General features: G+C 66.1%; 17 protein-coding genes. 9 read left to right on the top strand and 8 right to left on the bottom strand.

What is annotated here, in order from left to right:
- On the bottom strand, positions 1 to 3,098 hold a 3,098-nt coding region (locus ACK4SV_RS05970), incomplete at its 3' end, for a glycoside hydrolase family 99-like domain-containing protein (RefSeq protein WP_409916893.1).
- A 120-nt stretch (positions 3,099 to 3,218) separates the two neighbouring features.
- On the opposite strand from ACK4SV_RS05970, the gene ACK4SV_RS05965 reads away from it, so the two are divergent.
- Both ACK4SV_RS05965 and ACK4SV_RS05960 read left to right on the top strand, forming a co-directional pair.
- Positions 3,219 to 4,436: a group 1 glycosyl transferase gene (locus ACK4SV_RS05965; RefSeq protein ID WP_409916892.1), complete on the top strand. Its 1,218-nt coding sequence runs from the start codon at positions 3,219 to 3,221 to the stop codon at positions 4,434 to 4,436.
- A 123-nt stretch (positions 4,437 to 4,559) separates the two neighbouring features.
- Positions 4,560 to 5,477 (top strand): NAD-dependent epimerase/dehydratase family protein, encoded by a 918-nt coding sequence (locus tag ACK4SV_RS05960; RefSeq protein WP_409916891.1) that lies wholly within the window; start codon positions 4,560 to 4,562, stop codon positions 5,475 to 5,477.
- An 84-nt stretch (positions 5,478 to 5,561) separates the two neighbouring features.
- Here the strand turns inward: ACK4SV_RS05960 and ACK4SV_RS05955 are convergent, their stop codons facing one another.
- On the bottom strand, positions 5,562 to 6,614 hold the full coding sequence (locus ACK4SV_RS05955; protein WP_409916890.1) for a hypothetical protein: 1,053 nt from the start codon (positions 6,612 to 6,614) through the stop codon (positions 5,562 to 5,564).
- Between the two features lie 169 nt (positions 6,615 to 6,783).
- Positions 6,784 to 7,542 (bottom strand): prepilin peptidase, encoded by a 759-nt coding sequence (locus ACK4SV_RS05950; protein WP_409916889.1) that lies wholly within the window; start codon positions 7,540 to 7,542, stop codon positions 6,784 to 6,786.
- Positions 7,543 to 7,628: 86 nt separating this feature from the next.
- On the opposite strand from ACK4SV_RS05950, the gene gspG reads away from it, so the two are divergent.
- Positions 7,629 to 8,066 carry a type II secretion system major pseudopilin GspG gene (gene gspG / locus ACK4SV_RS05945; RefSeq protein WP_409916888.1) on the top strand — a complete coding sequence of 146 codons (438 nt, stop codon included), beginning with the start codon at positions 7,629 to 7,631 and terminating at the stop codon, positions 8,064 to 8,066.
- Between the two features lie 20 nt (positions 8,067 to 8,086).
- On the opposite strand, the gene ACK4SV_RS05940 is transcribed toward gspG, so the two are convergent.
- From ACK4SV_RS05940 to ACK4SV_RS05920, 5 genes are read right to left on the bottom strand one after another with little or no spacing between them, the layout of a single operon-like run.
- Entirely contained in the window at positions 8,087 to 9,001 is a 915-nt protein-coding gene (locus ACK4SV_RS05940) for a general secretion pathway protein GspK (protein WP_409916887.1), read from the bottom strand.
- Positions 8,998 to 11,073 (bottom strand): type II secretion system secretin GspD, encoded by a 2,076-nt coding sequence (gene gspD / locus ACK4SV_RS05935; protein ID WP_409916886.1) that lies wholly within the window; start codon positions 11,071 to 11,073, stop codon positions 8,998 to 9,000. Before gspD ends, ACK4SV_RS05940 begins: the two co-directional genes overlap by 4 nt.
- A 22-nt stretch (positions 11,074 to 11,095) precedes the next feature.
- Positions 11,096 to 11,608, bottom strand: coding sequence for a hypothetical protein (locus ACK4SV_RS05930; protein WP_409916885.1), 513 nt, complete (start codon positions 11,606 to 11,608; stop codon positions 11,096 to 11,098).
- 10 nt (positions 11,609 to 11,618) lie between these two features.
- Complete coding sequence (gene gspM, locus ACK4SV_RS05925) at positions 11,619 to 12,203, bottom strand: type II secretion system protein GspM (RefSeq protein ID WP_409916884.1); 585 nt, start codon at positions 12,201 to 12,203, stop codon at positions 11,619 to 11,621.
- Positions 12,200 to 13,327 carry a PilN domain-containing protein gene (locus ACK4SV_RS05920; protein WP_409916883.1) on the bottom strand — a complete coding sequence of 376 codons (1,128 nt, stop codon included), beginning with the start codon at positions 13,325 to 13,327 and terminating at the stop codon, positions 12,200 to 12,202. The genes gspM and ACK4SV_RS05920 overlap by 4 nt, the downstream gene beginning before the upstream one ends.
- 207 nt (positions 13,328 to 13,534) lie before the next feature.
- Between ACK4SV_RS05920 and ACK4SV_RS05915 the strand changes: the two genes are divergently transcribed.
- The 6 genes from ACK4SV_RS05915 (at position 13,535) to ACK4SV_RS05890 (ending at position 23,109) form a co-directional block, all read left to right on the top strand.
- Positions 13,535 to 15,268 (top strand): GspE/PulE family protein, encoded by a 1,734-nt coding sequence (locus tag ACK4SV_RS05915; protein WP_409916882.1) that lies wholly within the window; start codon positions 13,535 to 13,537, stop codon positions 15,266 to 15,268.
- A complete protein-coding gene (locus ACK4SV_RS05910) occupies positions 15,268 to 16,479 on the top strand; it encodes a type II secretion system F family protein (protein ID WP_409916881.1) in 1,212 nt (403 codons plus the stop codon). Before ACK4SV_RS05915 ends, ACK4SV_RS05910 begins: the two co-directional genes overlap by 1 nt.
- Positions 16,476 to 16,925 carry a GspH/FimT family pseudopilin gene (locus ACK4SV_RS05905; RefSeq protein WP_409916880.1) on the top strand — a complete coding sequence of 150 codons (450 nt, stop codon included), beginning with the start codon at positions 16,476 to 16,478 and terminating at the stop codon, positions 16,923 to 16,925. The genes ACK4SV_RS05910 and ACK4SV_RS05905 overlap by 4 nt, the downstream gene beginning before the upstream one ends.
- Positions 16,922 to 17,284 carry a prepilin-type N-terminal cleavage/methylation domain-containing protein gene (locus tag ACK4SV_RS05900; protein ID WP_409916879.1) on the top strand — a complete coding sequence of 121 codons (363 nt, stop codon included), beginning with the start codon at positions 16,922 to 16,924 and terminating at the stop codon, positions 17,282 to 17,284. The genes ACK4SV_RS05905 and ACK4SV_RS05900 overlap by 4 nt, the downstream gene beginning before the upstream one ends.
- Positions 17,281 to 17,898 carry a type II secretion system protein J gene (locus tag ACK4SV_RS05895; protein WP_409916878.1) on the top strand — a complete coding sequence of 206 codons (618 nt, stop codon included), beginning with the start codon at positions 17,281 to 17,283 and terminating at the stop codon, positions 17,896 to 17,898. The genes ACK4SV_RS05900 and ACK4SV_RS05895 overlap by 4 nt, the downstream gene beginning before the upstream one ends.
- 255 nt (positions 17,899 to 18,153) lie before the next feature.
- A complete protein-coding gene (locus tag ACK4SV_RS05890) occupies positions 18,154 to 23,109 on the top strand; it encodes a hypothetical protein (protein ID WP_409916877.1) in 4,956 nt (1,651 codons plus the stop codon).
- Positions 23,110 to 23,113: the final 4 nt, after the last annotated feature.

The following is a 23,113-nucleotide window of genomic DNA, read 5'->3' as shown; positions in this document are numbered from 1 at the left end:
AGCGCCTCGCGCCGGAACAGGGCGCCGGACACGTTCGGGATGGTATTCTTGACGGACAGGCCGCAGGCCAGCTCCTCGGCGCCATCGCGGACATAGGCGCTGCGCCACTGGTCCGGGCTGATATCGGCGACATAGGCGAGATAGTCCGGGGCGAGGATCTCGCTGTCCTCGCTGACCATCTGGGACTGGGTGTAGCTGAGGACGACGTCCTCATCGGCAAAGGCGGCGGCGGCGGCCCGCGTGAAATCGGCGCCGGCCCAGTCATCGGCCTCGGCAATCCAGACGATGTCGCCGCGCGCGAGCTTCACGCCTTTCTGCCACTGGGCGAAGACAGAGCCGGAATTCTCCGTATTCGGAACGATCCGGTAATTGATCCCGCAATCCTTCAGCAGCCGGGCGGCGACTTCCAGGCTGTCATCGGTGGAGGCATCATCAAGGAAGATTATCTCCCAGACCGGCAGGCGCTGGTTGAGGAGGGTGGCGATGCGCTGCGGCAGGTAGCGGGCATAATTGTAGTTCGGCACGATGACCGAGATGCGCGGGGCATGCGCGCCGGCGAGGCGCAACAGGTCCCCGGCATAGGACTGGAAGCCATACTCGCTGCGGATCAGGTCGGCAGCGGCCTGTTCCGCCCGGGCGCGCCGGGGGCGTGACTTGATGAACCGGGTGAGCGCGGCGGCGAAGCCGGCGGGGTCATCATCCGGCAGTTCGATCACGGATGGATGCCGGGAGAGCGCGGTCAGCCCCGTCCGGCCGGACACGATGAAGGCGGGCGTGCCGCAGGCCAGCGCCTCAAGCAGGCTGGAGGGGTAGGGGTCCTCGCGCGAGCTGAGTGCATAGGCGGTGGCGGCCTTGTTGAAGTCTCCGGTGCTGCTCTGGTAAGTCAGCATACGGACATGATCGGCCAGCGCTCCGGCATTCGCCAGGATGGCATGGCAGGCGGTGCGCATGTCCGGGGTCAGGTCGCCGATCCACACGAAATAGAGGCGCGGATTCTGGCGCGCCGCCTCCACCGCCCAGCTGCAGAAGATGTCCGGCGCCTTGCGCGCGTCGCCATAGCCCATGCCGAGGATGATCTCGGCATCTTCCGGCAGGGACAGGCGCGCCCGGACGGCGGCGCGGGCGGCCTCCTTCTCGTCCACCGACAGGATGGTCTCGGCCTTGAACAGGCCCTGCGGCAGGATCACGGGGCGCGGCCATGCCTGGCCGAGGGAGTCCGTTTCGGTCCGCTCCCGGATGAAATCGGAGGCAAAGATCACATGCCGGCAATGCGCCTCAAAGCCGAGGATGCCGTCTTCCAGCTTCATCTGGCGGATTACTTCGGGCAGTTCGTGCAGGAGGCCGATGCTCTCGATCCCGGCCCTGGCGAGGTGCGGCGTGATCCAGCCCCCGGCGCAGGAATTGACCACCGCCCGGGTGAAGCCATCCTCGTGCAGCCGGGTAAGCGTCCGGGCAAAATCCCTGCTGCCGGCGGAGCTTTTCGGGCAGATCAGCAGCTGGCCATAGGCCTCGAAATTCGCCTTCAGCGGGCCGTCATCGCAGGCAATCGTGGTCACTTCGAAGCCGAAGGTGCGCGACCAGATCCGCGACAGGTGCAGCGACAGCATCTGCGCGCCATTGCGGTTGAGGTCATGCGTCACCAGGAGGATTTTTTCCCGGGGTTCGGCCTTGGTGTCCGGAGCGGCTGTGCCGGTCTCGGCACTGTCGCCGTCTGCGAGCGCGCGGCGGGTCGCGTTCAGCCAGGCATAGCCATAATCGGTGTCCGGCTCGAGATAAGCGCCTTCGGCCCATTCATTCCAGGCATTGATGAAGACGAGGCGTTCGTCCGGCAGCGTTTCGCGCTTCGCCATGTCATCGGCAGCGGCGCGCAGCCATTGTTCGTAGACGGAGGGGCCTGCATCCAGCATCACTGCGGCATTGCCCATCCGGCGGGCGGTATTGTCCCATTGCGGCGTGACGCCCCTGAACAGTCTGAAGGAGGGCCGCTGGTAAGGTGTCGACTCCAGCGGCAGGTCGATCAGGTCATAGACCTTCGCAGCAAACTCCGTTCCTGTCGGCACGACGAGATTGTCGCGCGGGGACAGGCCCATATTGTTGGGCGGAAACTCGATCGCGGCATCGAAGCCGTACTCATCGGGCGAGCCGGAGGCGAAGGAGAGGGTGTAGGCGAGGAAAATCTCGCCGATGCCATTCTCCCGGCACCAGCCGCGCCAGCGTTCGGCCGTCGCCTTGGCATCGGGCAGAAGGTCCGGCCGGTAGAGGATCACGAGGGGCTGGCCGCCGACGCGGATGTATTTCTCTGAAGCGAGGTAGCGGGCAAGGCTGGCGATGAAGGCGATGTCATCTTCTGCCGAATGATACTGGCCGATCAGCAGCTGGTCCTCGCGTCCGTCCCAGCGCCGGCTCCAGCTTTCATTCGCCCAGCAGAGGCAGAAGGGCAGCCTTGCCGCCTCGTCCCCGGCATAGGCATCGACCGGCTGTTCGAGCAGGCGGCGGCCGCCGAACCAGTAGTAATAGAAGCAGAAGCCTTCGAGGCCGTGCTGATGGGCGAGCGCGGCCTGGCGCCGGCGGATTTCGGGGTTCCTGAGCAGGTCATAATGGCCGAGCTCACCGGGCCGCCGGGGCTGGCGGTGGCCTTCGAACAGGGGCCGGGCCCGGCGCACATTGGTCCATTCGGTGAAACCGTTACCCCACCAGCGGTCATTCTCGGGGATGGGGTGGAACTGGGGCAGGTAAAACGCGATCGCCCGGGCTTTCAGCGCGGCTGGCCGGGGCAGGGCGGTGAGCTCTTCATAGCGCGCGTGCGCGGCGGCGGACGTCTCCTTGCCGTGCTGTTCATCGCCCTGCAGCTCCTGCCGGCGCTGCTGGATCTCCAGCATTTGCGCCAGCTGTTCGGCCTGGCGCTGCTGTTCGGCCTGCCAGAGCGCATAGCTCTTCGTCCATGAGACGGCGAACGGCGCCCGGCGGAACAGGGTGTCGATCGCCTGCTGTCTCTGCTGGTCAGAGAGGGGCAGGGCCTTCCAGGCCGACCAGAAAAACTGCGAAACATAGCGCCGAACCAACATGATCGCGCCTGCGCCGGCGGGCCGGTCCTGCATAATCCACTCTCAATGTCAGCTTTGGCCCTCTCCTGTCGGCCAAATGAAGCGGCAAATCAATCCTGTTCAATTGGAGAGTGAGTATTTGAAGGCCGGATGCGCCAGTGCTAGCAGACGCGGATGCAAACCGCCTACTTCACGATCTGTTCCCGAAATTACTTGGCTTATGCGCTGGTGCTGCGCAACAGCCTGCTGGCGGCTGAGCCCGGCGCTGCGTTCTTTGTATACCTGGCCGATGCCCCGTTGGAGGAAGGCGCGCCGGAGGGTGTGGAGATCATCCCCGTGGGGGAGCTGGGCCTGCCGGACCTTGAGGGCATGGCGTTCCGCTACACCGTCATGGAGTTCAACACCGCGATCAAGGCGGACTGTTTCCTCGACCTTCTGACGCGGCGCGGCTTTGATGCGGCGGTCTATCTGGACCCTGATATCAAGGTGTTCCGGCCGCTCGGCGAGGTTGCCGCCGCGCTGGAGGCAGGGGCGTCTGCGGTGCTCACGCCGCACATTCTCGGCCCCTTGCCGGAGGGCGCCTCTCCCGGCGAAATCGACATTCTGAAGAGCGGTGCCTTCAATCTCGGTTTTGCGGCCTTTTCAGCCGCGCCGGAGAGCGTTTCCTTCCTGCGCTGGTGGGCGGCGCGCTTGCACACAGACTGCTATGCCGCCTTCGAGCGCGGGCTGTTTGTTGACCAGCGCTTCATCGACTTTGCGCCGGGTTTCCTGCCGAACCTGCACATCCTGCGGCATCAGGGGTATAACGTCGCCTATTGGAACCTCGCCCGGCGCCGCCTGACGCGCACAGCCAGCGGCGCGGTCGAGGCGAACGGCCAACCCCTTGTTTTCTTTCACTTCAGCGGCGTTGACCCGTCCGATCCGGATGTTTTCTCCCGCCATACTGCGACGGCGGCAGGCCCCGAGGATGGCAGCATCGCCAATGCGCTGGCGCTCGATTACCGCGCCGACCTCGCCGCGCAGGGGCACGCGCAATGGGCAGGCATTGCCTATGCCTGGAGCCGGTTTGCGGATGGCAGCCCGATCCTGCCGCCCATGCGCCGCCGCCCGCCGGAAGTCGGCACGCCGGCAGACTGGTTCAAGGCGCCGGACCTCGACTGGTGGAACGCGCCGGACCCCCGGATCGACCAGAAGAACGGCCGGGTGATCACCCGTCTGATGATGGGCTTCTGGGAATTGCGGCCGGACCTTCGCGAGGCGCTGCCCATCGGCACGGAGGCGGGCCGGCGCGGGCTGCACAACTGGTTCCACCGCCATGGGGTCGAGGAGTATGGCGCCGGCGAATACGCCGTCAGGCCGGGGCTTGCGGGGGTACTGCGGGGCTGGCGCTGAGCTGGCGCGCCGCCTCAAACTTGCATTTGCAGGCGGGGCTGAAGCCGGGCTAGCATGGCGCCTTGCCGTTCCGGCAGGTCAGACCCTTTCCCGCCGGTCGGGACGCTAAGCCGACAGGACCCTATGGCACGCAGTATCATTCTCGGGGCTGGCGGGTTTCTCGGTCATCACCTCGCCCATGCGCTGGCGGCGCGCGGCGAGCGGCCGGTGCTGGCCGGACTGTCAGCGCCGCTGAGCTTGCCCGGCCCGGCAGACCAGATCACCTCCGGCCACCTGACCGGGTTTGACGCGCTGGATCCCCATGCCGAAGAGGGCGCCACCTGCTATTATCTGATCTCGACGATGACGCCGTCGAATTCTGCCGGGCAGCCTTCGGCCTTCATTGCCGCGAATCTCGAACTGTTTGTGCGCTTCCTCGAATGGGCGGAGCAGCGCCCGGGGATACGGGTCGTGTATGTGTCGTCCGGCGGCACGGTGTATGGCAATGCGGACGTGTTGCCGACGCCGGAGACGGCGCCGCTGAAGCCGATTTCGTTCTACGGCCTCCTGAAGGCGGCGGCGGAGCAGCATCTGCGGCTGTTTGCAGACCGGGGCCGGCTGAGTGGCACGGTGCTGCGCCTTGCCAATCCGTTCGGGCCGGGCCAGCGGCTCAATCGCGGGCAGGGACTTGTGCCGGCCATCCTCTCCCGCGTGCGGGCGGGCGAGCCGGTTGATATCCTCGATGAGGGCCGGGCGGTGAGGGATTATCTCTACATCGACGATGCGGTGGAGGCGATGATCCTCGGCGGACAGCATCCGGCGCTGGTGAACGAGACGGTGAATGTCGGCACCGGCAAGGGCACCAGCGTGATGGAGGTGGTGCAGCTGATCGAGCGCGAGCTTGGCCAGGCCATCCCGAAGCGCTTTGCCGCCGGACGGGCGGCCGATGTGGCCGTCAGCACGCTGGATGCCTCGCGGCTGACCCGGCTGATCGGCTGGTCACCCCGCTTCACGCTGGAAGAGGGGCTGAAGGCCTGTATCGCGGCAGAGCTGGCGAGCTAGTTTTGTAAGTGCGCGGATCAAATGAAGATGGCCCGCCATTCAGGCGGGCCATCCGTTTACTGACCTTATCAGGCCGATGTCGGATCATTCCTCCGGATCATTGCCCCGCAGGCGATCAACCGATGCATCGGCCGATGCAATCGTCAGCCCATTGACGATCCACTCCACCTTCACATCGTCGGCGCAGGCCGGCACGTCCCCGCGAAGGCGGTAGATCCCGTAGCGCGGCACAGTCGCCTCAGCCAGTGTCGGCGTACCATTCGTGACCACAACATCGGGCCTGTCCGGGAAACTCATGGTTGCGCGGATCGTTCCGACAGCCGGGCTCAGGTTGGAATTGATCGGCTGGTGTACCCAGCCGCGCACTTCAAGCCGGTCGCCGACATTGCAGCGGATGCGGAGCACCGAAATCTCTGGCTGGTTCGGACGCAGAAGCAGGTCCGGGCGGAAATCGCCGAGTTGGAAATCCCAGTAGACCAGGGCACGCTCGGCCGGCGCGCTGCGCGGATGGACCGGCGCGTCGGAATAATAGCCTTCGCCGCCAAACGTTGTGCCGACGAGGTTTGCGCCCGTCAGGTTCAGTTCGAACAGGCCGCCATCCAGGATCGGTTCAGCCGGAAGGCGCTGGTCCTTGTTCTCGACGAAGGGGGTCGTGCCATTGCCCTGGATGAAATCGTCAGGGCCCGTGCAAGTCGGATTGGTGCACTGGTTCGCCGTGATCACGCCGAGGATGACGTTCTCGGCGATGTCCGAGAAAATTTCTTCCGCATATACACCGCCTGCGCCGCCATTCAGGGCGGGGTCCCAGTAACCGGTCACGATCACGGTTCCATTGAGGAAGCCCGGACGGTTGCGGCCTTCGAAGTTCTCGCCGCGAAGCCATTGGGTTGCCGTCAGCGGGCGGTTCGTCAGGACGCCGTTCGCATTGGTGCGGCGGGTCTGAGTCTTGTCCGAGGTCGGCGTCGCGAAGACTGTGTTCTCATCATAGAAGATCACCTGCCCCATCGCGGTGATGGTGCCGGACTCCGGAGTGGTCGCTGCTGAAGCCGTCATCGGCCCTTCGATTTCCAGCGGCACGAGTTGTGCGCTGGCCGGCAGGCACATGGTACCCATCGCAACTGCCGAAGCAGCTGCCATTGTGATATTCCTGAACATTGCGTCCCCCTTGGTGTACGCGGGTTAAATTTCCGGACTGTATTGATGCTTACTCTACCAGCCGTTTGTGTCCCCTCGGCTACTGGAGTATAGCATGTTCTTTCCCTGCCCCAATACGCAACAATTTTCTCCTGAGAGGGGAGCGAACTTATTAAACCCATCCGGGTGGGGGAAGCAGCCAGACGGTAAATCCGGCAAGCGCGATCCAGGGACCAAAGGCGATAGGTGTTTTTCCGGATACGGATTGTTTTTGCACGAGCGAAATGATGAGCGTTCCGGCAATGGCCGCGACAGAGGCAATGAGCAGAACGGACGGAATTCCAATGAGGCCGACCCAGGCGCCAATTGCGCCGAGAAGTTTTGCGTCGCCGCGTCCGAGCCCATCGATCCCGCGCAGGCGGCGATAGGCAATTTCCACCAGCCAAAGAAGGCCAAACCCGGTTGCTGCGCCCGCTAAATGCATGGGCCAGTCAGCAGGCTTCGTCACGGCCACCATGATCGCGCCGGCTGCGAGCAGCGCGGCGTTCAATACATCCGGAAGGATAAAATGCCGCCGGTCAATCGCCGCAAGGGCGAGCAGGAGCCAGCCGAAGGAGAGGCTGAAGATGATCCCGTACGGAACATCACGCGGCGTCAAGGCAACTGCGACGAGCGCAGCCAGTGCACCGGCACACTCCGTAAGCGGAGCGCTCCATCCGATACTCGCCTTGCAGGTGCGGCAACGCCCGCGCAGGGCGAGCCAGCTGACCACCGGCACAAGTTCGAACCATCTGAGCGGGCGCTGGCAATGATCACAGCGCGAGCGATGCGTGAGCCAGGGCGTGCCTGTCTCAAAGCGCCGGGAGGCTGCATCAATGCCTGAGCCGATGATGAACCCGCTGAAAATCGCGAAAAGCTCTATGCCGGTCATGCAGACTTCCCCTCTCGGGCGGCTTGTGCTTGGCGATCCCTGAAAAAACGGTATCCTTGGCGCTTGTGGGACAAGGACGCAGACAGATGAATGACGCAGCTGGAAACCGGCGCCGGCAGGCAGGCTTCAGCCTGATGGAATTGCTCGTCGCGCTGGTCATCCTCGCGCTGATCATGGGCGTCGTGGGGCCGCGCGTCATTGGCTATCTCAGCCGCGCAAAGTCGCAGACCGCCGAGACGCAGGTGCGCAACATGCAGGGCGCGCTCGACATGTTCATGCTGGATGTCGGCCGGTATCCGACCGAGGAGGAAGGGCTGCGCGCGCTCGTCGCGGCGCCGGCCAGCGCGCCCGGCTGGGCAGGCCCGTACCTCGATGAGGATGAGGTTCCGGCAGACCCTTGGGGCCGCCCCTACCTCTATGCAACCGCGCCGGACGGCGTTCGCGTGCGGGTCTATTCCCTGGGCCGCGACGGGGTTGAAGGCGGCAGCGGCGAGGATGCCGATATCGGCCGCCCGGCCCGCTGAGCCGCCGGTCTGCCCGCCGCTCACAGGCAGGCCACCGGGGGCGGAAGCTCCGCGCCTGCCGCGGTGATGAAGGCGCCGCCTGCGGGATATTCCTCCACCAGTGTGCGCAGGCTGCCGGGCTCGCGCATCGGCGCCGAAAAGGTGCCGGCGAAGGAGGCGCGCCGGCCGGCTGGCAGCTGCGCCTCGATCCGGATCACGACCGGCCCGGCAGAGACCGGCGACAGGCCGCCCGCCATGCCGGTATCCCAATCCTCATCGTCGAGTGTCGCGGCCGGCACAGCGGCAAAGCGCTCCAGCGCGGCGCGCACTTCGGCGCTGGCATAGGCGGGCGATACGCGCGTGCTGTAGGATTGCACCGTCAGGTGAGGCATCGCGGCCAGCAGCAGCGCGGGCGGCATCCCCAGAACTTCGGAGGCCTCGCCGATCCGGTTGAACGGGCGATTGGCGGGGCCGTGCGGGAGGCCGGCGCGGCGATACTCCGCATGTTCAGCGCCGCCGGGCCGGGGGCTTGCATCCGCGTCGCGGAAATCGGCGATGCGCGCAGCGAGGCTGTCCGCCTCCCGCTCCGGCGCGCCCAGAACTGCGAACAGGGCCGCGAGCAATTCTTCCGGCGCCGCATTGAGATCAATAAAGGCCGAGACGGGGCGCACATCGAGGATGAGCCGGCCTTCGGCCAGGTCGCAGACATGCGGGAAGCTGCGGCCCTCTGCGCGTTCCGGCCCGTCGAGCCGGTCGAGCGTGAGGCGGATGCCGCTCTCGATCAGCAGGCGTGCGGCAAGGTCGTCCTGCAGCAGGCGGCTTTCGCGGGCGCCCAGATGGGCGTCGCGCGCCACCAGCGCGCCGATGACTGCCATCAGCCCGATGGCCCAGACCACAAGGATCAGTGAGGCGCCCCGCGTCCGCGCCGTGTCGCGGCCGGGGGGCGGGGGGCTCATGAGTCGCTGCCGGCCTCGTTCGCAACCGAGGCAATCGGCTCCAGCGGGCGGACGACAAAGGTGTCTTCGATCATCTTCATCCGGCGAACAAGGTCATCAGTCACAGCCAGCGTCGCATCCGTCGAGCGGACGACGCGCGGAGTGATCATGACCAGCAATTCGGTCCGGGTGGAAGTGGTCCGTTTCGTCGTGAACACATTTCCGAGCAGCGGGATGTCGCCGAGCAGCGGCACTTTCTGCCGTCCGTCGGAGAGGCGCTCGCGCATCAGGCCGCCAAGGGCCACGCTTTCGCCGTCGCGCACGAGCACGGAGGTGCTGATGCGGCGCTGCTGGATGGTGGGCGAGTCGATGCCGGAGCTGGATGTGGCGACCACATCGGAAACTTCCTGGTCGATCTCGAGGATCACGACGCCGCCATCATTCACGCGCGGCGTGACATTCAGGATGATGCCGGTGTCTTTCAGCGAGACCGAATTGACGATGGGGGCATCGGGATTGGTGACGCTGACGGCGGACTGGGTGACGATCGGCACCTGATCGCCGACCTGCAGGGTGGCGGTGCGGTTGTCGAGCACCATCAGGGACGGCGCCGAGAGGATCTTCACATCCGTGATGCCCGCCACGGCAGAAAGTGCCGCGCGGCCATTGGCGCCGGCGAACAGCACCGAGAAGCCCGGGAATTGCGGCGCCACCGCGCCATTGCTGGCATCGCTGAACGAGGCGCTGAACTCGCCGCTCTGGAAGAACCAGGTGAGGCCGTAGGACAGGCTGTCGGTCAGGGTGACTTCGGCAATCGTCGCTTCGAGGAAGACCTGGCTGGCCATCGCATCGAGGCGGGAGACGGCATTCTCCAGGATGGAGAACTGTTCGGCATTGGCGAGCACGACAATCGAATTGTTCGCGTCATCGGCGATGATCCGCGCGGGCGGGACATTGTAGCCGGAGCCGAGCGAGGCAGAAGTGAGCCCCGCCGGGGCGCTTTCGCCGGTGGTCGAGCTGAACATCGCGGCATCGCCGGGACGCAGGCCGGCAGACGCGGTGTCGCCCATCGCGCTGCCGAGGGTCTCGGTGAGGATCGCGGCAACTTCTGTCGCGGCGCGGTTCTGGATCGGCAGGACGAACAGGCGCTGTCCGCCCTGTCCGCCGCTGCGGTCAAGGCGCTCGATCCAGGCTTTGGCCTCAGCGATATAGCTGGGCTGCGGGGTAATCACGACCACGCTGTTCAGCCGGTCCAGCGGCACAAAGCGGGCGATGCCGGAGAGCGGGCCGCCATTCGCCGCGCCGAGCACTGTTTCGAGATCGGACACGAGTTGCGAGGGCGAAGCGAAGCTGACCGGCACGGCTGCAAAGGACATGTTGCGCAGCCAGTTCACATCGAACACGGCGGCGAGTTTTTCGGCCTCTGCGATGGCATTGGCATTGCCGCGCAGCAGGAGGACGTTGCGGACCGGATCGACCTCGACGCTGAGCGAGCGGTCGGAGCTGCCGGCCAGGATCGTCTTCAGGCTTTCGGCCGAGACATAGCGCGGCGCCAGCACACGCGCGCCGCCGCTGAGGCTGCCGCCATCGCCGCGCCCCATCGTGGTGATCCGGAAGAAATCCCCGGCATCGACGAGTTCGGCGTTGCGGCTGGCGAGTACGGAGGTCAGGAGGCGCAGGGCGCCTTCGCGGGTGACAGGCCGGCTGGTCTGCAGGGTCACTTCGCCCTGAAGCGGCGTTTCGATGACGTAATTGGCGCGCAGGATCTCGCCCAGAACCTGCTGGACGGCATCGGCGACCGGCACATCGACCATGTTGATCGTGATCGAGCCGCGCGTATCGGCGCCTGCGGACGGGGCCAGCATCTGGCCGGTGCCGATCTGTTCGAAGCCCTGCATCCGCGATTCGGCCTGCATCAGCTCCTGATAGGAGGGCGGCGCGGCGCGGCTTGCCGGTGGCGGCGCCGGGGCGACGCGGACATTGTAGGTTGGCGGTGAGGTCTGATAGGTCGAACAGGCGCTGAGCACGAGCGTGGCTGCGCCGGCGAGAAGGGCCTGCCGCATCAGGCGGCCGGGGTTAACCTTGGTCATCATGCCTTGTGTTCCTTGCGTCCGGCTAGTCTGCCGGGGCGACCTGACGGCCTGCATGGAGCTGCAGCGTGACGTTCTGGCCGTCGCGGCCGAGCACGACGCTTCCGGGACGCACTTGCTGAAGCTGCCAGCCATCGATCATTCCCCCTCGGGTTATCCACCGGATGTCGCCGGTGTCCTGATGGGCGAGCGATGCACGAGCCATGCCATCTGACAGGACCACGCCGCGCAGGGCGAAGGGGGGAACGGAGCCGTCCCGGCCGGGCTCTATGGCTGCGCTGGCGGGAATTCCCGGGCCCTGGAAGGGCCGGCGATCGGGATGGAACAGGGGCTTTTCCGCTGCCGCGCTCGTATCCTCATCAGAGATGACGGTTAACGCCGGCAAGACCGGTGCCGTCAGGCCGGGCTGGACTGGCGTTTCCGGACGGGCCGCCGTGCTACCGCTGGCTGTCAGGACGGCAAGCAGATAGAGCAGGGCGACGCCTGCCCCGATCAGGAACAGGGAGACCCCGGCTGTTGGTAGACGGACGAAACTCATGGATCCTGCCTCAATCTGTTTCACGCAGGGCGAAGGCGAACACGTCGAGGCGGACCTGGAGCACAGGCTCCTCGACGACATCGCCCGGCCGCCGGGTTGCGCCGGAGACCTGGATGTTCGCCTCGCGCACGAAGAGACGCGGGCTGGAATGCTCGATCGCGAACAGGGCCGCATCCAGCTGGCGCTGGGTTGCCAGCGCCACGATCCGCACGCCGGATTCCTGCAGGGATCCGCGGCTGCGCGACTCCAGCGGCTGGATGCTTTTCAGGTCCGCGCTCGCATCGGACAGGATCCGCCGGATGGTTGCCTGCACGGTTGCTGCCGCCTGCGCCTCGGTCGAGGCGGGCAGGGTGAGCGCGGCCGAGCGGGCGGCGGCTTCGGGATCATTCATACCGGCCTGCAGCACAGCGCGGGAGGCGGCAATGCCCTGCCAGCGCGCAAGATCGGCTTCGGCGGCGCGGATGGCGCCTTCACGCGCGCGGACATGATCCATGGCCGGCAGCACCGCGAGCACGGCCGCTGCAGCGGCCACGCCGGCGAGCAGCAGGCCTGCGATCATCCGCTGGCGCGGCTGGGGGAGGCTGTAGAAATTCATCCATTGTCCTCCGGCAGGAATTCTGCGGCGGGGATGGCGGCTGCGGCTGGGGCGGGGGCCGTCTCGTCGATCACCAGCTCGATCCGGAACCGGTCGGCATCCAGGCGCTGGTCGCGCATCACGGAAGACACAACCCGCGCCGCAACGATGCCGGGAATATTCTCCAGCCGGGCGACCAGCCCGTCGGACGAGCGCGACAGGCCGACAAGGTTCACCCGCTTGCCGTCATAGGCGAGGCCTTCCAGCCACGTATCCTCCGGCAGGGCGGCAGAGAGCTGGTCCACCAGCGCGGTGAAGCGGACCGGATTGGCAGCCTGCGCCTCGATCAGCCCGATGGCATCGGCGCGCGCCCGCAGGGTTCGCTGCAGCGCCAGCACATCGCCCGCCTCGGCCCGGACCGTTTCGATCTCGCCTTCCAGCGCGCCCAACTGGCGGTCCAGCGACACGAGATACAGCCCGGTCGTCAGGCCCGCGAGCAGCACGCAGCCGATAGCGAGGCCTCGATTGAGCGAGGGCAGGAAGGCATCGCTGCGGGCGCGCTCGGTTTCCGGAAGCAGGTTGAACCCGCCCGGCTCACCCTCCGCACCCGGCACATCAATCCCGGCAAGGTCGATCCGGCAGTCTCGCGCGAGGGCCTGCACCTCGTGCACGAGGCTGCGGCGGACAATCGCCTGTTCGGCTAGCAGCAATCCGCCGGTGGCGGCTGGCTCGACAATCCGGCTGTCCTCGAACACTTCATCAATGTCGAACGGGGTATCGGCAGGGATCTGCAGGCGCAGCGCGGCGCGCAGGTTTGCCTCGGATGTGGCCGGCAGGCGGCGCTGGCGCAGGAATGCCTCGCCGGGATCCAGCACGACCAGCACATCCCCTGAGTGAGCCCGCCGGCGCGCCTTCGCGCTCGACGCGAGTGTGCCGATGTCTGATCCGTCTGCGGAGTAAACGCGGAACGTATCGTCCGTACGCTGCACCCGCACCCAGTTGCGCTTCGCAATAAAGGCGCCGCGCAGCCAGGCGGGCACCATGGAGGCGAGTGTGCCGCCCCACCATTCCATGAATTCAAGGATCTGCGCCATGCTGCTGCCGGGTGTCCGGCTCGCGGCGCGTGTCCTGTCGTCCCTCGGCATTTGCCCTTCCCCCACCCGGCAAGCGCCCTGTCCCCCAGGCCGTCATGCAAGGCTTCCATCAATATTCAGGTGCAAACCGCAGAGTGTCAATCAACACAGTTTGCGCGCTACACTCAACTGTGATGTGATAAATGGCATCTGGCAAAGTGTTTGCATCTGCAAGGCGAGTGCACTTCCTGTGCCAGGCGATTGATTGGGGACGCGGCAATGACCAGGCAGGGCAGCGAGACGGCACCGGCTCCCGGCGGCGGAGCGGCGCGTCCGGCCGATCCCCATGCGGCGCTGGGTGCGCTGCTGATTGCACGCGGACAGCTTACGGATGTAAAGCTCTCCCGCGCGCTCGCCTCGTCCGCGAAAACCGGCGAACCGCTCGCCTCGATCCTCGTCAAGCTCGGTCTGTGTCCGGAGGATGTTGTCGCCTCTGCGCTCGCCGGAATGCTGGGCATCGATCATGTCCGCGCCGGTACCGGATGGCGCCCGGCCGCCGACTTGCTGGGCCTCAAACGCCGCTTCCTTCGGGATGCGGACATTGTTCCGCTGGAGTCGGACAGCGGCGCCGTTGTGCTCGCGATGGCCGATCCGCTGAATGAGGAAGATGCGAAGGCCGTCTTCTACAAGACCGGGCGCACGCTGCCCCGCGCCGCTGCGAGCCGCGCCGATGTTCGCGCCTGGCTGTCGGCAACTGATCCGAAGGAGGCGGCCGCCGAGGCAGACCCGGCCACCGGCGGCGCAGCGGAAGCGGACATAGAGCGCCTGATCGACCTTGCGCGCGGCGCGCCGGTCATCCGCTGGGTGGAGGATGTCCTCGCCCTCGCAGTCGAGGCGCGCGCGTCCGACATTCATATCGAGCCGGAGCGGGATCACCTGCGCGTGCGCATCCGCGTCGATGGCGCGCTGGCGCCGGTGAACCTGCCGCTGGAGGGCACGCCGGAAGCGGTTGTGTCGCGCATCAAGGTGCTCGCCAAGCTCAACATCGCTGAACGCCGCCTGCCGCAGGATGGGCGCATCCGCACTGCCCTGCGCGGGCGCGAGATCGACCTGCGCGTCGCCACCATGCCCAGCCTGCACGGCGAGACCGTCGCCCTGCGCCTGCTGGACCAGTCGGCGGCGCATCTTGATCTGGACGCGCTCGGCCTGTCGGCGCTGGCGCGCGAGCGGATGATCGCCGCCATCTCGAAGCCCGAAGGTATCACCCTCGTCAGCGGCCCCACCGGCAGCGGCAAGACGACGACGCTTTATGCCTGCCTGCGCCATCTGATGAACCCGCAGACCAAGTTCATGTCGGTCGAAGACCCGGTCGAATATGAGATTGCCGGTGTCTCGCAGATTCAGGTGAAGCCCGAGATCGGGATGACCTTTGCGCGCGCCCTGCGCTCGGTCCTGCGCCACAATCCGAACGTGCTGATGATCGGCGAGATCCGCGATGAGGAGTCGGCCCAGATTGCGGTCGAGGCGTCGCTGACCGGCCATATGGTGCTCTCCACCATCCACACGAACAATGCGCCCGCCACGATCACGCGCCTTTTGGAAATGGGCATCGAGGACTACCTGCTGTCGAGCACGGTGAACGCCGTCGCGGCCCAGCGCCTTCTGCGTGTGCTGTGCCCGGCCTGCAGGCAGCCCGCCGCTCCGCCGCCAGCGCTCGCCGCCCGGCTGGAGGCGGCGCTGCCCGCAGATATGCCGTGCGACTGGCATGGGCCCGCTGGCTGCCCTGAATGCAACGGCACGGGCTATCGCGGCCGGATGAGCGTTGCTGAAGTCATGGCCATGTCGCCTGCCCTCGAAGAAGCTATTCTCGCCCGCGCGCCGGACAGCCGCCTGCGCGCCATCGCACGGCAGGAAGGCATGCGCACCCTGTTCGAGGAGGCCGTGCTGGCCGCCGCGTCCGGGCGCACTTCACTCGCTGAAGTCTTCGCCGTTACCGGGTCCGGTGAGCCCTGATGCCGGACTATCGCTACCGCGCCTATGCCGTCAGTGGCCGCATGGTCACCGACCGGGTCTCTGCGCCCAGCGAGACCGATGCCGTGCGCCAGCTGTTGGCCGAGGGGCTGACCCCGTTCGAGATTGCCGAGGCCGGCGCCGCCGCGCCTGTTCATGCGGTCAATGCCGGGCGGAAGGTCGCCCCCGGATTCGGGGATTTCTGCCGCAACCTTGCCTCCATGCTCGGCGGCGGCCTGCCGCTCGATGAAGCGCTGAAACTGCTCGCCGAGGATTCCGGCGACCGGCGCGGCGCGCGCCTTGCCGCCGACATCCGCAGCGGCGTGCTGCAGGGCCTTTCGCTCGGCGCGGCGCTGCAGGCGCTCAAGGCGCCGCCGCCCGATTATGTCATCGGTCTCGTCCGGGCGGGCGAGGAAGGCGGCTCGGTCGTGCCGGTGCTGCACCGCCTTGCCGAAACGCTGGACAATCAGGCGAAGCTGTCGGACGCGGTGCGCGGCGCGCTGGTCTATCCGGTGATCCTGATGGTCACCTCGCTCGCCTCAGTGCTCATCATCCTTCTGGTCGTCGCCCCGGCGCTGGAGCCTGTGCTGCGCACGGCCGGCCAGGAACCGCCGATGGCGGCAAGCCTGCTGCTGGCCGCGGCAAAGGGGCTGCAGGAGCTCTGGCCGGTGCTGACGATTACGCCGCTGGCGCTGATCCTGATGGCCATGATCTGGTCGCGCAGCGCGGCTGGCCGCCGGATGCTGGCGCGGCTTGTGCTGGCGGTGCCGGTCGCCGGGCCGCTGGTGCGGGATATGGAGGCGGCGCGCTGTCTCGCCTCGCTCTCGGCGCTGCTGGAGAACGGGATGAGCCTAGTGCCCGCGCTGGAAGTCGCTGCGCAAGGCACCGGCAATACCGTGATCCGCGAGGGCGTCCTGCGCATTGCGGGCGAGGTGCGCACCGGTGAGCGCCTGTCACAGGCGATGCTTCAGGAAAGCGCGCTGCCCGTCACCGCCGCCCAGATGGCAGCGGTCGGCGAACGCTCGGCGGATATGGCCGGCCAGATGGCGCAGGCCGCCGGCATCCTCGAGGAACGCAGCCGCCGGCGCATCTCGCGCCTCACCGCGATTGCCGGGCCGGTGCTGACCCTGCTGCTCGGCGTGCTGATCGGCGGCATCGTGCTAACGCTGCTGAGCGCGATCATGAGCGTCAATGATCTGGCAGTTCAGTCATGACAGCGCGGCCCGCGACTACACGCGAAGCGGGCTTCAGCCTGATGGAGCTGATGGTGGCACTGACCATCCTCGCGCTCGCCATGAGCGTCGTGTCGATGGCGCTGATCCGGCCCAATCCCGGCATGGAGCTGCGCCGGACGGCCTCGGACGTGACCAGCCTGTTCCGTGAGGCGCGTATCCGGGCGCAGGAGGAGAACCGCATGGTGCGCGTTGCCTTCCTGCCGGAGGAACGCCGGTTTGAAATCGCCGGGGATGAGGCGCTCATCCTGCCGGAGCGGATCGAGGCAAGCCTCCTCTCCTCGGCAGCAGCTGGTCCGTCGGCGGTGCTGTTCCTGCCGGATGGCTCCTCGACGGGCGGGCGCGTGACGCTGACCGGCGCCGGTGTTTCCGAGGATGTGACCGTCGACTGGCTGACCTCCCGCATCGAGCGGAGCCGCACGCCATGAGACGCGAAGCCGGCTTCACGCTGATGGAAACGCTGGTCGCGTTCAGCGTGTTCAGCCTGGCGAGTGTGGCGCTGCTGGACCTCTATTCGAGGACCGCCGAGATCCGCAGCCGCTCAGGCGCGGCGGCGGAACTCTCAGCCCGCGCGGCGGAGTTGATCACTGAGGCAGAGCTGACCGCCCGCGCCGGGCCGGTGCTGCAGGGTGTGGACGCAGACGGCACGCGCTGGGACATCCGCCTGCGCCCAGAGGGCGCGCGGTTCGTGCGGATCGAGGTGGAGCTGACTGCAGCGTCTGGCCGGTCGGCGCGGGTGTCCACATTGCGCCTTGCGCAGGAGCTGGGGCTGGAGGCGGCGCCATGACGGCCCCGCGCAGCCGGTCGGCGGGCTTCTCGCTGATGGAAGTGCTGGTGGGGCTGACCCTGCTGGCCCTCGTCTCGGTGGCGGTGACCCAATCGGTGCGCACCGGGCTGCGCGTCTGGCAATCGGCCGCGACGGAGACCGCCGCCGCCGAGCTGCGCCAGACAAGCCGCCTTGTCGAAAGCTGGGTTGCCCGGGCGCTGCCGCAGCGCGGGGTTGAAGCGGAGGATGTGGTTGTGTTCCGGGGCGGCGAGCGCCAGCTGAGCTTCCTCGTGGACGGGCAGGCCGGGCGCAAGCCCGCCGGCTATTCCCGTATCACGCTCGCCGCCCGGCCTGACCGCGCATGTCCGGGCGGCGCCGATCTCGTCCTGACCTGGGAAGATGTGACGGCGGCCGGGCAGTTCGCCGCCAGCGCGTCCGACAGCCGTATCCTTGTCCGGTGCGCCGAGGATATCCGCTTTACCTATTCAGGCTGGCGCCGCAGTCCGCAGGGGCCACAATTCGCGCGTGAGGCGATGTGGACGGACGATCTTTCGCTTCCGGCGCATATTGCCATCAGCGCGAAAAGCGGCCGCGATGAGTTTCGGATTTCTGCGCCGTTGATTTTCTCAAACTGAACTGCCTGCGGATTGGGCAGGTTGGCTCCCCTTGCGCAAGGTTAGCTCTCCGGTTCGGATATATAGGTGCAAGTCCTGATCGCGCATCGCGAGAGAAGCGCACAATATTCCAAATAATGGTGCGGTTTTAGTAGACGTTGAATTATCTGTAATGTTGCTTGCAATGTAGAAGAAGCGGCTCGGGACAAGTCGTGCACTGACGAATTAGGGGCGGAGCCCCACGGGGAGGGAATTGTGCTGGGTGGGATATCGAAGGTGGCCGCGGCGCTTGTGCTGAGCGCTGCGGCCTATACAACTTTCGCTTTTGAGGCGAGTGCACAACTCCCCGTTTGCAGCCGGACCGTCAGGGCAGATGTGGTGGTGCTCGACCAGCCACTGATGTTCAACCGAATGGGCGCGCAGAACGTCAACGGCATGATCTATGCTCTGCGTACGGATGTTGTTGACCGCTCCTCCGGAAAGCCTGAATCGCAGGGCGGCACGCTGACGCCCGGTAATGTCCGGTTGCGTCCCGATAAACGCCCGCGCCCGCTGGTTGTCCGTGTTTCGGCAGGTGACTGCCTTGAAGTGCGCCTGACCAACCTGCTCGATCCGCAGCACAATCCGAATAATGCTGTTCCGTCGGTTCTGACGGTAAACGACCAGGTTGCAGAGCGCCGCGTTGGCTTCACGCCGCTGGGCTTGAACGCGATCGATTCCGCGCTCGACACGGGCGTTTTTGTTGGTACCGGGACGAACCCGCTTGCCAATGTCGGCCAGACGCGGACCTACCGGTTCTTTGCCGCGCATGAAGGTGCGCACCTCGTTCTGTCGCATGGCGCCAGCTTTGGCGGCGAGGCGACCGGCGGGAACATTTCCAACGGCCTCTTCGGGGTCGTGCAGGTCGAGCCCCCCGGCGCGCGCTACTATCGCAGCCAGGTGACCGAAGAGGACATGCGCCTTGCAACCATCGGGCACACCCCCGGCGGCCAGCCGATCATTGATTATGAAGCGCGCTATCCGAACCGCGAGCCGTGGAGATCGGAAGGCAAGGGCAACCTGCCGATCCTGAACATGCTGCGGGAACAGGGCGGGGTGATGCGGCTGGTCCATTCGGACCTTAACGCCGTGATTGCCGGGCCGAATGCCGATGGCAGTTTCCCGGCCTCCACCTATCCGCTGGAAGCGCAGGGCAAGCGCAACCCCGCTCTGCCGAACCGGCTGGAACCCTTCCGCGAATTCGTCACGATGTTCCATGACGAAACCGTCGCGATGCAGGCCTTCCCGGGCTGGTTCGAGGATGAAGTCATGTCGCACACGCTGCACGGCGTGCGCGACAGCTTCATGATCAACATGGGCTCCGGCGGTGTGGGTTCAACGGTCATCGCCAACCGGCTCGGTGTCGGGCCGGCGCATGATTGCCTCTCCTGTTCGTATGAGGAATTCTTCCTGTCTTCCTTCACGGTCGGCGACCCGGCCATGCTGGTGGATGTGCCGGCCAATGCGGGCCTCGAATTCTGCACCCCGCAGCCCGGCGATCCCTTCTGCGAGCGCGACAGCAACATCCGCGCCAGTTATGCGAAGTTCCCGGATGATCCTTCGAACGTCGCGCACTCCTATATCGGCGACTTCGTGAAGTTCCGGAACCTGCATGCAGGCCCGAAGGAGCATCACATCTTCCACCTGCACAACCACCAGTGGCTGTATAATCCGGAAGACGACAACTCCAACTACATCGACGCCCAGGGCATCGGCCCCGGCGGTGCGTACACATACGAGATCGCGTTCGGCGGCTCGGGCAACCGCAACCGGACGGCCGGCGACGCGATCTATCACTGCCACTATTATCCGCACTTCGCGCAGGGCATGTGGGCACACTGGCGCATCCATGACGTGTTCGAGGCGGGCACCGTGCTGGACGTGAAAACCAATGCGCAAGGCTTCCACCGCGATCCGTTTGCGCTTGACCGCGGCCGGCCTGCGCCGGGCGCGCGCGCCCTGCCGGATGGCGAAATCATTGCCGGCACACCGATCCCGGCCATCGTGCCGCTGCCGGGCAAGGCGCTCCCGCCGATGCCGGGCCGTGTCTATGTCGCAGCCGTTGACAAGAATGGCGACGGCAAGCCGGAATCCAGCCAGGCGGTGATCGACCGGTCGGACCGCGATCCGTCGCTGGTGGATACCCGCGTCGTGATGGCCGGTCTGAATCCGGCTGACCCGGCCAACCAGCTTAATCCGCTTGGCCTCAAGAATCCCGGCTATCCGTTCTGGATCGGCGGCATGGAAGGTGCGGTCGGCCAGCGTGCGCCGACACCGCCGCTCGACATGGCGGCCAATCCGCTGGATCCGACGACCGGCGGCTGGGATGGCGGCCTGCCGCGCCACTTCCTCGACGGCTATTCCACCGGTGGCCTGACGCATTCGTCAGAGACGCGGTTCAGCTTCGAGAAGCATATCGACAAGGCCAAGGCCGTCTTCATGAGTGAATACGGCAATGACATCGAACGTGCGGCCATGGCGTTCCACGCCCGGGGCGCGCATCCGTCCTTCCGCCAGCTGATGAATGGCACCGTGCAGGCGGCGGAGTTCCGCACGAACGGGGCCCTGCCCACGCCGGGCGCGCCCTTCTTCGAGCCCTGTATGGACGACCGGGGCGAAGTGTTCCTGACCGGGACGACCGGTCAGTTCTTCTCCGGCGTTCCCGGCCAACTCGGCAACCTGTTCACGGCGACCTTCGGGGCGGACAACCCGCGCGTCTACAAGGGCGCCAACATCCAGATCAATGCGGTGTTCAACAAGGTGGGCGATCATTTCCCACAGCAGCGCATCATCGCCCTGTGGGAAGATGTTGCCCCGACGCTGGCGCAGGTGCGCCCGCCGGAGCCGTTCGTCATCCGTCTCAACTCATATGACTGCGCGGTCTTTTACCAGACCAACCTGGTGCCCGAATTCTACTATGTCGACGACTACCAGGTGACGTCGCCGACCGACATCATCGGCCAGCACATCCACCTGCCCAAATGGGACCTTGTGGCCGCCGATGGCGCCGCCAATGGCTGGAACTATGAAGATGGCGCGCTGGGCGCTGAAACCGTCCGCTACCGCATCCGCGCCATCAACCGCTATTCGCTGGAAGAAGGCACCGGGGCGCAGCTGCTGACGGCCAAGCCCCACCCCTTCTTCGGGGCGGGTCCTGGCGGGACATATCTCGGTGCACGGACGATGATCCAGCGCTGGTTCGTGGACCCGCTGCACAACCTGCAGGGCCGCGACCGGGGCATCGGCGTGACCTTCACGCATGACCATTTCGGTCCGTCTACGCACCAGCAGGTCGGCCTCTATGGCACACTGCTCGTCAATCCGGCCGGCTCGCTCTGGAAGCATAACGAGACCGGGGAAATGATGTATACCCGCGCCGATGGCGGCCCGACGAGCTGGCAGGCCATTATCCTGCCGGGCGACATTGATGGCGACGGGGCCGACGATTCCTATCGGGAGTTCTATCTCGAGGCGCAGGACTTTGCCCACGCCTACAATGAAGGCGTCTATGCGGGCGTCGACCGGCACGGCAATCCCAAGCCGCCGACCAATGACACCTTCCGCTATGCGCTGAACCCGTCCTACCGCCAGTCGGCGCCTTTCCCGGATGCCGTCCGCTTCGCAGCGGTCTGTCCCGGCGGCGTCCCGAGGCCGTGTCCCGAAGCGGTGTCATCGGATGATGTCGGCACCTTCCTGATCAACTACCGGAACGAGCCGGTCGGCTACCGGGTCTATGATCCCAACCGGATCGGGCCGGATGGCAAGCGCGGTGCGCAGGCCGAAGGCATGGCGGGTGACTTGTCCTTCGCGCTCCAGACTCGCACGGACCGGGCCATCCAGGCGCTCAACACGCGCCTCGGATCGACGCCCTATCCGGCGATGACCGGCGATATCCGGCCTGGCGATCCCTTCACGCCGATCCTGCGCACGAATGCCGGCGATGCAATCCGTGTACGGATCCAGACTGGGGCGCATGAGCACGAGCATGTGGCCACCATCAATGGTGTCAAATGGCTTGCCGGCGGCAGTTCCTTCGGCGCATCGGAAAACTCCGGCTGGCGCAGCGCGATGCAGGTCGGCCTTGCCGAGAAAGCGTCGTTCTCGACGAACATCTTCGGCGATGTCGACCAGGCCAGCGTGGTTTCAGACTATCTGTATACGTCCGATGCGTCGCAGGAAGGCTTCTGGACCGGTTCATGGGGCGTCCTGCGCTCCTACGAGGTCTCGCGGCCGGATCTTGCCTCGCTGCCGAACAATCCGCGTACCATGCCGATCACCATCACCAACCGCAGCGAGTTCAACGGGGTCTGCCCGCGGTCTGCTCCGGTGCGGCGCTATGATGTGACGGCAGTGTCGGTCAACCAGATGCTGTCGAATAACTTCCAGACGACCATCATCCCGAATGATGACTCGGCTGTGATGCATGTCGGTGGCCCGCTTAATCCGGCGGGCGGGACCTTGCGCTACAACACGCGCGGAACGCAGCTCAACAATGGGATGCGCGGACCCCTGCATGATCCGACGGCGCTCGTCTATGTGCCGACCCACGACCTGCTGCGCAATGTCTCGACCCCGGCCGAGCAGACCGCCTGCAACAACAATAATGGCGGTGTCACGAATCCGTTCTGCCCCGTCCGGTTGCCGAACCAGTATAATTTCGAGCCCATCACCTTCCGCGCGGCGGCGGGTGAATGTGTCGAGATCACGCTGCGCAACCGCCTGCCGGATGCCGTGCCGGACCTCGCCTCCTACGTCACGCAGCACTACACCGTGATCCGTGACCGGAGCGATCCGCAAGGCTCGACGACCTTCAACAACAACCTGATCCGGCCTTCAAGCCATGTCGGCCTGCATACCCAGAAGCTGGCCTATGACATCTCCCGCGATGACGGCATGAATGTCGGCATCAACCCGGTACAGACGGTTGCACCGCGCAGCTCGCGCACCTACCGCTTCTACGCGGGCGACCTGGAGCTGGAGCCGCGCGTCTGGGGCGCGGGCAGCGGCAAGTCGAAGGCGAATGGCGCCCTTATGGGCAACGCCTTCCCGCTGGTGGCGCGGCCGGTCGAGTTCGGGGTCGTTCCGGTCATGCCGGCAGACCCGCTCAAGCAGGGCCAGAAAGGACTGTTCGGCGCCATCACGGTGCTGCCGGAAGGCGCGACCTTCGTGACCGATCCGGGCACGACCGCCTAGGCGA

Origin of the sequence: Hyphomonas sp. (assembly GCF_046313735.1) — a bacterium.
Lineage (GTDB): Bacteria > Pseudomonadota > Alphaproteobacteria > Caulobacterales > Hyphomonadaceae > Hyphomonas.
Note: the sequence above shows the minus strand (reverse complement) of the source record. Positions and strands in the feature narration are given on the sequence as shown.

Excerpts from the sequence above, each read along its gene's own strand:
- ACK4SV_RS05965 (WP_409916892.1), top strand. The coding sequence starts at position 3,219 with ATGCAAACCGCCTACTTCACGATCTGTTCCCGAAATTACTTGGCTTAT.
- ACK4SV_RS05950 (WP_409916889.1), bottom strand. The coding sequence starts at position 7,542 with ATGACCGGCATAGAGCTTTTCGCGATTTTCAGCGGGTTCATCATCGGC.
- ACK4SV_RS05915 (WP_409916882.1), top strand. The coding sequence starts at position 13,535 with ATGACCAGGCAGGGCAGCGAGACGGCACCGGCTCCCGGCGGCGGAGCG.
- ACK4SV_RS05910 (WP_409916881.1), top strand. The coding sequence starts at position 15,268 with ATGCCGGACTATCGCTACCGCGCCTATGCCGTCAGTGGCCGCATGGTC.
- ACK4SV_RS05940 (WP_409916887.1), bottom strand. The coding sequence starts at position 9,001 with ATGAGCCCCCCGCCCCCCGGCCGCGACACGGCGCGGACGCGGGGCGCC.
- ACK4SV_RS05895 (WP_409916878.1), top strand. The coding sequence starts at position 17,281 with ATGACGGCCCCGCGCAGCCGGTCGGCGGGCTTCTCGCTGATGGAAGTG.
- ACK4SV_RS05900 (WP_409916879.1), top strand. The coding sequence starts at position 16,922 with ATGAGACGCGAAGCCGGCTTCACGCTGATGGAAACGCTGGTCGCGTTC.
- gspG (WP_409916888.1), top strand. The coding sequence starts at position 7,629 with ATGAATGACGCAGCTGGAAACCGGCGCCGGCAGGCAGGCTTCAGCCTG.
- ACK4SV_RS05955 (WP_409916890.1), bottom strand. The coding sequence starts at position 6,614 with ATGGCAGCTGCTTCGGCAGTTGCGATGGGTACCATGTGCCTGCCGGCC.
- ACK4SV_RS05960 (WP_409916891.1), top strand. The coding sequence starts at position 4,560 with ATGGCACGCAGTATCATTCTCGGGGCTGGCGGGTTTCTCGGTCATCAC.
- gspM (WP_409916884.1), bottom strand. The coding sequence starts at position 12,203 with ATGAATTTCTACAGCCTCCCCCAGCCGCGCCAGCGGATGATCGCAGGC.
- ACK4SV_RS05920 (WP_409916883.1), bottom strand. The coding sequence starts at position 13,327 with ATGCCGAGGGACGACAGGACACGCGCCGCGAGCCGGACACCCGGCAGC.
- gspD (WP_409916886.1), bottom strand. The coding sequence starts at position 11,073 with ATGATGACCAAGGTTAACCCCGGCCGCCTGATGCGGCAGGCCCTTCTC.
- ACK4SV_RS05930 (WP_409916885.1), bottom strand. The coding sequence starts at position 11,608 with ATGAGTTTCGTCCGTCTACCAACAGCCGGGGTCTCCCTGTTCCTGATC.
- ACK4SV_RS05905 (WP_409916880.1), top strand. The coding sequence starts at position 16,476 with ATGACAGCGCGGCCCGCGACTACACGCGAAGCGGGCTTCAGCCTGATG.